Genomic DNA, 11685 nt, shown 5'->3' with positions numbered 1-11685 from the left:
ACGCAGGGTTGTGGAGATCTGGTGCACGGCCCAAGGGCCATAGCGTTGCCGGATACTGTGGTGCAAAACAACGCAGGGTTGTGGAGATCTGGTGCACGGCCCAAGGGCCATAGCGTTGCCGGATATTGTCGTGCTGCATGGCAAAAAAGCGACGATCGAAAAGCGTCCGAGGTATTCCTTACGGGATCATGATGTTGCCGGTGCGCGGCTTTTCCGGCTTCTTGACCGGCTTCACGTCGTCGAGCGTGCGCAGGCTGACGTCGTCGACCCAGACCGTGCCGGTATCGAGCAGCAGCAGACCGATCACGACGTTGTGCACGTCGTGCGGCACGGTCAGCGTGATCCTGATGGTCTTCCACTTGTCCACAGTTCCGGTCACGAACTCGCCCTTGATCTGTTCGAGCACGTCGCCGCTGCTGCTCGTCAGATTGATGTAGGGACCGAAGCCGCCGGGGCCGACGTCTTCGGCACGCACCTGCACGCGGTATTCGATCGTGCGGCCAGCGAGCGGGGCGGCCGGGAGGGACTGGTCGAGCGCGCCGTAGTGCTGTTCCTTGATTCGCGTCAGGCGGAAGCTGCGCTTGCCCTTGGCGAAGATGTCGCCGACGGTCGTGAACTCGTAGGAGTTCTCGCCCGCGTGCTGTGACGCGCGCCAGCCGCTGATCACATCGTGCACCGTTGCCGGTTCCTCGAAGCTCGGGTTCTGCAGCGGAATATCCTTGGCCGCGGCGGTGCCGGCGGCAAGGCTGAGCAGCAGGGCGGTCCGGTAGAACATGCGCAACTCCGAGTCGTGGCAGGCAAAGTCCAATCATAGTGCCCCGCGCGGCCGCTGCCGAGCGAGGCATGCGTGGCCGGGCAGGGCCAATTGGTCCGGACAACCGGCCGGCTGGTGCGCGCGCGCCGCGGGCTACAATGCCGGCCTGCGCCACTTTCGCCGGGACTGACGATGAGCTCACCTGCCCAACTCGTAGCCACGCAGGATCAGGTGGCCAACACGGCCCCACTGCGCTTCGTCACCGCTGCGAGCCTGTTCGACGGCCACGACGCCGCGATCAACATCATGCGCCGGCTGATCCAGGCGCAGGGCGCCGAGGTCATTCACCTCGGCCACAACCGCTCGGTCGAGGACGTGGTCCGCGCCGCGCTGCAGGAAGACGCCGACGCGATCGCGCTGAGTTCCTACCAGGGCGGCCACGTCGAGTACTTCAAGTACATGGTCGACATGCTCAGGGAACGCGGCGCGGGCCATGTGCGCGTTTTCGGCGGCGGCGGCGGCACGATCACGCCGGAGGAAATCGCCGAGCTCCAGGCCTACGGCGTGGAGCGCATCTACCATCCGAACGACGGCATGCACATGGGCCTGGTCGCGATGATCGAGGACGTGGTGCGCCGCGCGGGGCAGGGGCGGCGTCAGCGCGACGAAAACCGCGCACCGCTGTCGGCTGCGCAGCCGGCGCTGGACGATGAGATCGGCATCGGCCGCATGCTGACCGCGATCGAGAGCGGCGACTACACCGACACCGATCTCGCGCAGCTGCGCAAGGACTGGAACGCGTCCGACCCGCGCTTCGCGCTGTCCGGCCGCGGCGCGCCGGTCATCGGCATCACCGGTACTGGCGGCGCCGGCAAATCCTCGGTTACCGACGAACTGCTCAATCGCTTCCTCGCCAGCTTTCCTGACATGCGCATGGCCGTGATCTCCGTCGACCCGACGCGGCGTCGCACCGGCGGCGCGCTGCTCGGCGACCGCATCCGCATGAACTCGCTGCGCAGTCCGCGCGTGTTCATGCGTTCGATGGCGACGCGGCGCCAGCACGTCGCGACGAACATCGTGCTCAAGGACTGCATCGCGTTCCTCAAGGGGCTGGGCTACGACCTCGTCATCGTCGAGACCGCCGGCATCGGCCAGTCCGATTCGGAAATCGTCGACCTCGTCGACTTCCCGATGTATGTCATGACCAGCGATTTCGGCGCGCCGAGCCAGCTCGAGAAGATCGACATGCTCGACTACGCCGAACTCGTCGTGCTGAACAAGTTCGACAAGCGCGGTGCAGAAGACGCGCTGCGCGACGTGCGCAAGCAGTGGAAGCGCAACCGCGTCGCGTTCCAGATGAAGGACGAGGACGTGCCGGTCTTCCCGACCATCGCGAGCCAGTTCAACGATCCCGGCGTCAGCTGGATGTTTGTGAGTCTTTGCCGCCTGTTGGCGGCAAAGATGGGAATCGGGAATCGGGAATCGGGAATCGCGGCGAGCGACCGTTGCGACTTCAGTCCTGAGATCGACACCTCGCTCAAGGAGCCGCGCGCGACCGTGCTGATACCGGGGCAACGCGTGCGCTATCTGGCTGAGATCGCCGAACAGGGCCGCAGCATCAATGCCGCGATCGAGTCGCAGGCACAGATCGCCGATCGCGCCCAGTCGTATTGGCAGTCGCTGCGCGATCTCGACGACGCGGCCTTGCCCAGGGCGCTGGATCTCTACGCCGTCGAAGCGCTGGCCGAAGGCGACGACCGCAGCCTGAAGACCCTGCGCCAGCGCTACAACGATGCGGTGCAATCGCTGTCCTCCGAAGGGCTGAAGCTGCTGCGCGGATGGCCGGCGCGCCTCAAGAGCGTCACCGACGAGTTCACCGAATATCAGGTGCGCGACAAGACCATCCGCGTCGGGAACTACCGCGATTCGCTGAGCCACCAGAAGATTCCCAAGATCGCCGCGCCGAATTACCGCAGCTGGGGCGAACTGCTGGTATTCCTGCAGAAAGAGAATCTTCCCGGTTACTACCCGTATACCGGCGGCGTCTATCCGTATCGCCGCACCGGGGAGGATCCGATCCGCATGTTCGCCGGCGAAGGCACGCCCGAGCGCACCAACCGCCGCTTCCACTACCTCAGCGTCGGCCTGCCGGCCGCGCGCCTGTCCACGGCGTTCGATTCGGTCACGCTGTATGGCGAGGATCCGGCCGTGCGCCCCGACATCTTCGGCAAGATCGGCAATTCCGGCGTCAACATCGCCACGCTCGACGACATGAAGAAGCTCTATTCGGGCTTCGACCTCTGCGCGCCGACGACCTCGGTGTCGATGACGATCAACGGACCGGCGCCGATCATCCTCGCGATGTTCATGAACACCGCGATCGACCAGCAGGTGGAAAAGTACCTGCGCGAGGACGGCGCGCGCTGGGATGCCGCGCGCGCGACGATCGAGAGGCTGTACCAGGGCCGCAGCCGGCCGCAGTACGGCGGCATGCTGCCCGAGGGCAACGAGGGACTGGGCCTGGGCCTGCTCGGCGTGACCGGCAACCAGGTCGTCGATGCGGAAACCTACGAGCGCATCAAGGCGAAGACCCTGGCGACCGTGCGCGGCACGGTGCAGGCCGACATCCTCAAGGAAGACCAGGCGCAGAACACCTGCATCTTCTCGACCGAGTTCGCGCTGCGCATGATGGGCGACATCCAGCAGTATTTCGTCGACCGGAACGTCCGCAACTTCTATTCGGTGTCGATCTCCGGCTACCACATCGCCGAGGCCGGCGCGAACCCGATCAGCCAGCTCGCCTTCACCCTGTCCAACGGATTCACCATCGTCGAGTACTACCTCGCGCGCGGCATGAAGATCGACGACTTCGCGCCGAACCTGTCGTTCTTCTTCTCCAACGGCATGGACCCGGAATACACCGTCATTGGCCGTGTCGCGCGGCGCATCTGGGCGCGCGCGATGCGCGAGCGTTACGGCGCGGACTCCCGCAGCCAGATGATGAAGTACCACATCCAGACCTCGGGCCGTTCGCTGCACGCGCAGGAAATCCAGTTCAACGACATCCGCACTACGCTGCAGGCGCTCTACGCGCTGTTCGACAACTGCAACAGTCTGCACACCAACGCCTATGACGAGGCGATCACGACGCCGACCGAGGAAAGCGTGCGCCGCGCGGTCGCGATCCAGATGATCATCAACAAGGAACTCGGCCTGAACTTCAACGAGAATCCCTGGCAGGGCAGCTTCGTCGTCGACCAGCTCACCGACATCGTCGAGGAAGCTGTCTACAAGGAGTTCGAGGCGATCAGCGAGCGCGGCGGCGTTCTCGGTGCGATGGACACCATGTACCAGCGCGGCAAGATCCAGGAAGAAAGCCTCTACTACGAACACAAGAAGCACGACGGCAGCCTGCCGCTGATCGGCGTCAACACCTTCCTGCCCAAAGACCACGGCGGCGACATCGTCACCCAGATCGAACTGATCCGCTCCACCGAAGCCGAGAAGGGCCAGCAGATCGAGAACGTCGCCGGTTACCAGCGCAACCGCAACGACTACGCCGAAGACGGGCTCAAACCGCTGCAGGCCGCCGCGCGCGAACGCCGCAACGTGTTCGAGAGCCTCATCGACGCGGTCAAGACGCACAGCCTCGGGCAGATCAGCCACGCGCTGTATGACGTGGGCGGGGAGTATCGGCGGAATATGTGATGACCGGGCACTGAGCGATGCCTGGGATTGCGGGCCCGTTGCGCGAAGCGCCGCGGGTTCGATTGCGACGATCTGTTGCGGGGAGATGAGGCGTGAATTCGAAACGTGAACTTGGCGATGATCGGAGCCGCTTCCTGTTCGCCGCCGAAGGCGGTGCGCTGTATGGTTGCGTGACGCATCCGGATCCTTTTGCGGCATTCTTTTCGCTGATGGAGGTCGTCGCCATGCTGTGTCCGACACCGCCGCCGCGTACTCCGCTTCGCGGTACGGATTTCCGCCTGTAGACGCAAGGCGCAATGATTCACGGCGTGCGTCCAACTTTCGATGGTGACGCCGGAATTTACCGAGAACGAGGTTTTGCGATGAGCGAAGTCGTTTTTCTTGTTGAAGAAGCCCCCGAAGGAGGCTATTCGGCGCGTGCGCTCGGCGAGTCGATATTCACGCAAGCCGAAACGGTGGAGGAGTTGCGCGAAAACGTGCGCGACGCTGTTCGATGCCACTTCGATGAAGGTCGAAAGCCCACGGCAATCCGACTCCATTTTGTGCGCGACGAGGTCCTGGCCGCATGAGACTGCCTCGGGACATGGATGCCCTGGACCTCGTGAAGGCATTGCACAGACTGGGATATCAGGTCGTTCGGCAGACAGGAAGCCACATCCGGCTGCATTGCGAACAACCGGCAGCGCATTCGCTCACGGTACCGAATCACGCGCCAATTAAACTCGGCACTCTTGCCGCGATACTCCTCGACATCGCCTCGGCGAGGCGCATCAGCAAGGAAGAACTCGCCCGTCAATTGTGGAGCGAGTAAGCGTTTCGGCTGTTGCGGTGCGGCGCTTGCTGCGAAGCTCCTTTTGAAATCCTTTCTACTGTCACGCGGCTTTGTCCATGTCCCAGCAGTCCGCATTGTTCGGCTTCGATCCCGCGGTCCCCACCGACCGCCTGTTCCTCGGCCTTTTCCCGGATCCGGCGAGCGCCGCGCGTATCGCGGTGCTCGGCGAGCACGTCTGTCGCCGCCATGGTCTGTGCGTGCCGCGCCATCAGGTCGAGCGGCTGCATGTCACGTTGTTCCATATCGGCGATTGGGCCGGCCTTCCGGCAGCCACCGTCGAGACGGCCATCGACGCGGCGGCCGCGCTGCGCATGGCGCCGTTCGACGTCCGCTTCGACGAGATCGTGAGTTTCTCGGGCAACCCGCAACGCCGGCCGCTGGTGCTCAAGGCCAGCGCAGGCAACGAGGCGCTGCACGGTTTCCGCGAGAATCTCGGCCGCGAACTGCTCAAGGTCGGGCTCGGCCGCTGCGTCACGCGCACCTTCGAGCCGCATGTCACGCTGGCCTACGCGCCGCAGGCTGTCGTCGCCGAGCCGGTCGAGCCCATCGTGTGGCGGGCCACGGAATTCGCGCTGATCCACAGCCTGCTCGGGCAGACGCGCTATGTCCCGCTCGGCAACTGGCCGCTGCTTGCGGCCTGATCCATGAAGCGATGGTGCTCGTGACGACAAACGGGCAACGGCCATGAGCGACATCCTCTACGGCCCGCGGTTCGACCGCCTCGGCCACGACAGCGTGATCCTCAGTGCGCAGGCGCGGCGTCACGAGGCACGCGCGGTGCAGGGGCCGCTGTCGATCAAGCATGTGGTCCGCGGCGAAGCGTCCTGGCGCATCGGCACGCAACGCTTCACGGTCGATGCGGATACGGCGCTGGTACTGGCGCGTGACGAGACCTACGACATGGACCTGCAGTCCGCCGAACCGGTGGAGACGCTGGTCGTGTTCTTCTCGCACGAGATCGAGGCCGATGCCTGCAGCAGCCGGCTCGCATGCCTCGACGGCCTGCTCGACGATCCGTCGCTGCGGCCGCATGACCTGCTCGCGGTCACGCGGCGGCTGTGGCCGTCGCGGCGTTTCTGCCAGCCGCTGGACGAGTTGCGCGGGCTTGCGCAGATTGACGCCACACCGTCCGAAGCGGAGCTGCGCCTGCGCAGCCTGCTCGACCTGATGCTCGATCTCGTCAGCGAGGTCCGCTCCGAGCGCGAGCGCATCGCTGCGGCGCGCCCGGCCACGCGCGCGGAACTGCATCGGCGCGTGCTCGCCGGCAAAGCCTGGCTCGACGAACACTATGCGTTGCCGTTCTCGCTCGCCGATGCCGCGCGCGCCGCGTGTCTCGCGCCGCATCATTTCCACCGCAGCTTCAAGGCGGTGCTGCGCCGCTCGCCGTTCGCGCACGTCAGCGAACGGCGCCTGCTGAAAGCGCGGCGCCTGCTGCTGCAGGGCGCGGCGTCGGTGACGGAAGCCTGCCTGGCTGTCGGCTACGAAAGCCTGCCGAGTTTCTCGCGCCAGTTCCGCCAGCGCTTCGGCGCCGCGCCGGGCACGCTGCTGCGGAAACGCTGAACGCCGCGATGCGGTCGGCGCCGGTGGCGCAGACGTCGGTTTGCCCACACCGCTACTGCGGACCGGATTATTTCGCAAGCTACGATAAGCGCGCTCCCGCTCAGTGCGGCAGCATGTGCACACCGTTTGCGGAGTACTTCCCATGACCGACACCGCTGCCGTTTCCACCGACGAGTTCTTCCGCCTGATCGGCAGCGGCGACCAGCCCGCCGTGCAGCAGGCCTTGCGCCACGATCCGCTGCTCGCCGACGCGCGTACTGCACAAGGAATTCCGGCGACGCTCTGGGCGCTCTATCACGAACGCGGCGATCTCGCCGCCTGGCTCGGGCTGCAGCGCAGTGCGCTCGATTTCGCCGAGCAGATCGCGCTGGGCCACGTCACCGCGGTGCGCGAACTCATCGAAGCGGATCCGGCCCTGCTGCAGACGCGTTCCGCCGACGGCTTCACCGTGCTCGGGTTGGCCGTGTTCTTCCGCCAGGGGGCGCTGGCGCGCTGGATGATCGAGCAGGGCGCCGACGTCAATGCCTGCGCTGACAACGCGATGCGCGTAGGACCGATTCATGCCGCGGTCGCGCGCGGAGACCTGCAGACATTGCAGGCCCTGCTCGATGCCGGCGCCGATCCGGATACCCCGCAGGCGCACCAGGTGCGGCCGATCCACGCCGCCGCGCTAGCTGGCAACACGGTGATCGTCGCCTTGCTGCATTTCCACGGAGCCGATCCGGGCCTGCCCAACGAACAGGGCGACACGCCTGCGATGCTGGCGCGCCGGGCGGGCCACGAGGCGCTGGCGCGGCGGCTGGAGCGGCTGGCGCAGGCGCGCACGGCGTAAGCCGCTGCCATTCATCGCATGCATACGCGTGCTTCACCCGCGGCGGCACCACGCCGGGCGGTTCATGCGAGAAGGAAGGGGGGGCTTCCTCAGTCCTGATCCGGCGCCGCAACGACAATCTGCGGCGAGCCGCTGAATCCGGGCGCACGATCGGACAGATGCACGTGACTGTAGTCGCCACCCAGGCGTTCCATTTCCGATGCGCAGACGGAAAGGAATTCCGCCATCCCGCGCAGTTCCGCGGGCGTGGCACACAGCGTGATCTCGGCCAATTGCTGCGGTGCGATGTCGTCGTCGCAGCGCTGCGCGATGTATGCGTAAACGTTCATGGTGGCGTCTCCTTCGTGCAGCGGCGTCGGTGTCTGCAGTGTCGTCATGCGGCCAGTCGCGGACTGTCGTTGAGCACCTGCAGGACCTCACGGTGCAGATTCTCTTCGCACGAGGCCAGCAGGCTGCCGCCGAACACGATGCCTTCGCGCTGGCCGCCCAGGCTCGTTGCGATGCCGCCGGCTTCCTCGATGCACGGCACGAGTGCGGCGATGTCCCAGGGCTGCATGATCGTGTCGACGGCGACGTGAACGCTGCCGCGGCAGACCAGCGCGTGCTGCAGGCAATCGCCGCAGACGCGGAATTTCTTCGCGCGCCGCAGCAGCGGCGTGAGGCGGTACGCGGCGCCATGGCGATCCGGATGGATGTCGGTCGCATGCACGCCGGACGCGGAGATCACGGCGTCTTCGATGCGCGTCGCCGCGCCGACGCGTACGCGTTGCGGTTCGCCGTCGCCGCGGCGGAACCAGCAGCCGAGTCCCTTCGCCGCGTAGACGGTCTCGCTGAACACCGGAAAGTGGATCACGCCGACCAGCGGTTCGCCGTGCTCGGCATAGGCGATCAGCGTGCCGAACAGCGGCATGCCGAGCGCGAACGCGCTGGTGCCGTCGAGCGGATCGATGATCCACTGCTGCGCGGCGTCGCGCTCGCCACCGAATTCCTCGCCGAGGATCGCGTGCGTCGGACAGCGCTGCGCGAGCAGCGCCCGGATTGCCTGTTCCGCCGCACGGTCGGCCTGCGTCACCTCGCTGCCGTCGGCCTTGAGATCCACCACGCAGCGCTGGTAGTGCGGCAGGATCTCGCGTTCGGCGACCTGCGCGAGTTCCAGGGCGATGGCGAGCAGGTCGTACAGGCGTTCGGGGTTCATGCGCGGTCACCGTGAAGGGCGAGGCTGCCGATACTGCCATCGCCGTACGCACTACGGTGTCGCCCGCGCATCGAGGACCCGCGGTCGCCGTGTGCGTCTGTACGCAGGTCGCGCGTGCGAGGTGTCGGGGCCGATAACCGATCGACGGAGTCCGTCCGGTGATCCGGCGAAGCATCGTTGCCGATGCTTCGCCGGTAGGTCGGTCGCAGACGGCTACTTGGTCCGCATGATCGCGGTCGACAGCGCCGGATTCGTGCCGCTGTTGTCGGTGATCGCGATCGTCGCCAGCTGGCCGGCCGCCACGCCGACGCGGATATAGCGCGTGCCGCCGCCGGGGCCGATGTTGGCCGTCAACGGCGTGCCGTTGGCCGGGTTGTCCACCGCAAGCGGGAAGCCGCCAAGGCCGCCATAGACCGAGCGGTAGTTCCAGCTCGGCAGGGTGTACTGCGCAGCCACGCCCGCGATGCCGGCGTCGTCGGCATAGGCCGCGACGAGGAAGTCCGGCACCCAGTCGTTCGCATTCACGCCCAGTGCCGCCGTCAGGTTGGCGGTACCGACCTGGCTGGTATTGACCAGCGCGTTGAACACCGCGGTGTCGCCGGTGTTCAGGCGGTCCAGCGCGTAGCGCAGGAAGGTGTGCGTGTGCGCGAAATTGCCGGCCAGCAGGTCATGCGACTCTGGCAGCGTGCCGGTGGAGTGGGGCTGCTGCCGCAGCGGTCCGAGGCGCACGCTGCCGTTGCTGCTGCCCAACTGGTAGAAGAACGAGCGCATCTGGCCGTACATCGTGTTCTCGAACGTGTTGAACGCTGCCACGCGCACCGATGCGTTCGGTCCCGTCGTCAGCGTCGACAGCTGGATGTTGCCACGCGGCGCCAGCCCGACCGATGTGCTGTAGAACACCAGTTCCTGCATGCTCCAGGCCAGTGCTTCGTCGAGCCAGAACTGTTCCAGCGGTGCGGCACCGTTGAAGTACAGGCGGCGCGACGCGTTGAACAGGTGCTCGGCGTGATGAATCATCGTCGGGCCGGCATTGCCGTAGGCAAACGAAATGGTGCGCACGTTCGAGTTCACCGAGCCCGTGGGATCCGGCACGAACAGGTAGAGGATTTCGCCCTGGTTGCTGCCGCCGCAGCTGGCAGCGGCGAACAGGTCGCGAGGCTGGAACATGCCAGGCACGACGGTGCTGCTCGCCGGCGGTGACAGTTCATTGAGCTTCTTCGTGAAGAACACGATCACGCCGCCGTTGCTGTCGATGTCGCTGAGTTCGCCCAGGTTCGTGCGCAGGATATCCATCGCGCCGGTCCGCAGTAGCGTCGTCGTGCTGAAGCTCGCCCCCGGCGTGGCGCCCGGCGGCGCCTGCACAAACGCATTCATCATGTTCTGGAAATCGACGGTCTGGTAGCCGCCTGCCACCGCGGGCACCCAGGTGCCGCTACCCGCCGGTTGCTCGACGACTTCCTGCACCGCGTACAGCACCGGCTGGCCAGCCGTCTGCGGCGTCGTGATGGCTTCGACGCGGGCCTTGCGGATGTCGGTGGCAATGCCGCAGGCCCCGACCGACGCGTTGAGGTCGATGAGCTGGCCCACGGTGAGTGGACCGGTACCGCGTGGCGTGACCAAGTCGGCCTCGCTGTGCACGTGGCCCGACGGGAATGCGGCGGGCGTCTCGAACGCGTGCAGATCGACCGGTGCGTCGGGCGATGCAGCGAGTGGCGCCAGCAGGCTGGCTTCGGGACGCGGTGTCGGCGGCCCCGTAACCGGCTGGATGTCGGTGCCGGTGACGGTCACGCTGGTATTGCCCGACGTGGCCAGGCTGATCGGCAGGTAGGTGTACTCGGTCACCGCGCCGCTGGAACTCTGGATGCACACCGAGGCGGAACCGGTAACCGGGGCGCGCACGACCTGGCCGAGGGCCAGGTCAAGGCAGGCGCTGATGACGAAGCTCTGCTGTACCTGCGGTGCGGCGTTCCAGTTCGCATCGCCGGCCTGGTCGGCATTGATCACGCAGGTGCCTGCAGCGAGGAAGCTCACGGTCGAGCCGCTGATCGAGCAGACCGCCGCGGCGCTCGGATCGATGGCGAAGCTGACCGTCAGGCCCGAGGTCGCGGTGGCGGTCACCGTATACGTAGCACCGCCAGTCACGTTGGCATTGGTCGGCGCGGTCGAGGTGAAGGTGATCGTCTGGTCGGCGCGCGCGACCACGAAGCTCTGCTGTACCTGCGGTGCCGGGTTGAACGTCGCATCGCCGGCCTGGTTGGCGTTGATCACGCAGGTGCCCACGCCGATGAAGCTCACGGTGCTGCCGGCGATCGAACACACGCCGCTCGCGGCGGCATCGATGGTGAATGCGACCGGCAAGCCGGACGTTGCCGTCGCCGTGACTGTGTAGGTCGGACCGCCGAACGTCGCCGCGGCCGGCGCGGTCGAGGTAAAGCTGATGGTCTGGTTCGTCCGGCTGACCGTGAAGCTCTGCTGCACCTGCGGTGCCGCGTTCCAGTTCGAGCTGCCGGCCTGGTTGGCGTTGATCACGCAGGTGCCCGCGCCGATGAAGCTGACCGTGCTGCCCGCGATCGAACACACGCCACTCGCGCTCGCGTCGATCGTGAACGCGACCGGCAAGCCGGAGCTGGCGTTTGCCGTGACCGTATAGGTCGGACCGGCGACTGTCGCTGCAGCCGGCGCGGTCGAGGTGAAGCTGATCGTCTGGCTGCTGCGCGCGACGGCGAAGCTCTGCTGCACCTGCGGTGCCGCGTTCCAGTTCGCGTTGCCGGCCTGGTTGGCGTTGATCACGCAGGTGCCCGCGC

11 protein-coding genes are annotated in these 11685 nt (G+C 66.3%); 7 read left to right on the top strand and 4 right to left on the bottom strand.

Annotation, left to right across the window (positions count from 1 at the left end):
* Nucleotides 1-178: 178 nt before the first annotated feature.
* Nucleotides 179-775 (bottom strand): hypothetical protein, encoded by a 597-nt coding sequence (locus RUU78_RS11360; RefSeq protein ID WP_313916644.1) that lies wholly within the window; start codon nt 773-775, stop codon nt 179-181.
* Between the two features lie 171 nt (nt 776-946).
* On the opposite strand from RUU78_RS11360, the gene RUU78_RS11355 reads away from it, so the two are divergent.
* The 7 genes from RUU78_RS11355 to RUU78_RS11325 all read left to right on the top strand — a co-directional run bounded on the left by RUU78_RS11355 (nt 947) and on the right by RUU78_RS11325 (nt 7686).
* Nucleotides 947-4462, top strand: coding sequence for a methylmalonyl-CoA mutase family protein (locus RUU78_RS11355; RefSeq protein ID WP_313916643.1), 3516 nt, complete (start codon nt 947-949; stop codon nt 4460-4462).
* 92 nt (nt 4463-4554) lie between these two features.
* Nucleotides 4555-4746: a hypothetical protein gene (locus tag RUU78_RS11350; protein WP_313916641.1), complete on the top strand. Its 192-nt coding sequence runs from the start codon at nt 4555-4557 to the stop codon at nt 4744-4746.
* 78 nt (nt 4747-4824) lie between these two features.
* Nucleotides 4825-5031, top strand: a complete 207-nt coding sequence (locus RUU78_RS11345) for a hypothetical protein (protein WP_313916639.1) — start codon at nt 4825-4827, stop codon at nt 5029-5031.
* Nucleotides 5032-5045: 14 nt separating this feature from the next.
* Entirely contained in the window at nt 5046-5273 is a 228-nt protein-coding gene (locus RUU78_RS11340; RefSeq protein ID WP_313916637.1) for a type II toxin-antitoxin system HicA family toxin, read from the top strand.
* A gap of 77 nt (nt 5274-5350) precedes the next feature.
* Nucleotides 5351-5935, top strand: coding sequence for a 2'-5' RNA ligase family protein (locus RUU78_RS11335; RefSeq protein WP_313916635.1), 585 nt, complete (start codon nt 5351-5353; stop codon nt 5933-5935).
* A 43-nt stretch (nt 5936-5978) separates the two neighbouring features.
* On the top strand, nt 5979-6854 hold the full coding sequence (locus RUU78_RS11330; RefSeq protein ID WP_313916633.1) for an AraC family transcriptional regulator: 876 nt from the start codon (nt 5979-5981) through the stop codon (nt 6852-6854).
* A 142-nt stretch (nt 6855-6996) separates the two neighbouring features.
* Nucleotides 6997-7686 (top strand): ankyrin repeat domain-containing protein, encoded by a 690-nt coding sequence (locus tag RUU78_RS11325; RefSeq protein WP_313916631.1) that lies wholly within the window; start codon nt 6997-6999, stop codon nt 7684-7686.
* A gap of 89 nt (nt 7687-7775) precedes the next feature.
* Here RUU78_RS11325 and RUU78_RS11320 read toward each other — a convergent pair whose 3' ends face one another.
* The 3 genes from RUU78_RS11320 to RUU78_RS11310 form a co-directional block, all read right to left on the bottom strand.
* The gene (locus RUU78_RS11320) at nt 7776-8015 is read right to left on the bottom strand and encodes a hypothetical protein (protein ID WP_313916628.1); all 240 of its coding nucleotides are present in this window, start codon (nt 8013-8015) and stop codon (nt 7776-7778) included.
* Nucleotides 8016-8059: 44 nt separating this feature from the next.
* Nucleotides 8060-8881: an inositol monophosphatase family protein gene (locus tag RUU78_RS11315; RefSeq protein ID WP_313916626.1), complete on the bottom strand. Its 822-nt coding sequence runs from the start codon at nt 8879-8881 to the stop codon at nt 8060-8062.
* Between the two features lie 213 nt (nt 8882-9094).
* The coding region (locus tag RUU78_RS11310) for a hypothetical protein (protein ID WP_313916624.1) at nt 9095-11685 on the bottom strand (2591 nt) is incomplete at its 5' end.

Origin of the sequence: Tahibacter sp. (assembly GCF_032229445.1) — a bacterium.
Lineage (GTDB): Bacteria > Pseudomonadota > Gammaproteobacteria > Xanthomonadales > Rhodanobacteraceae > Tahibacter.
Note: the sequence above shows the minus strand (reverse complement) of the source record. Positions and strands in the feature narration are given on the sequence as shown.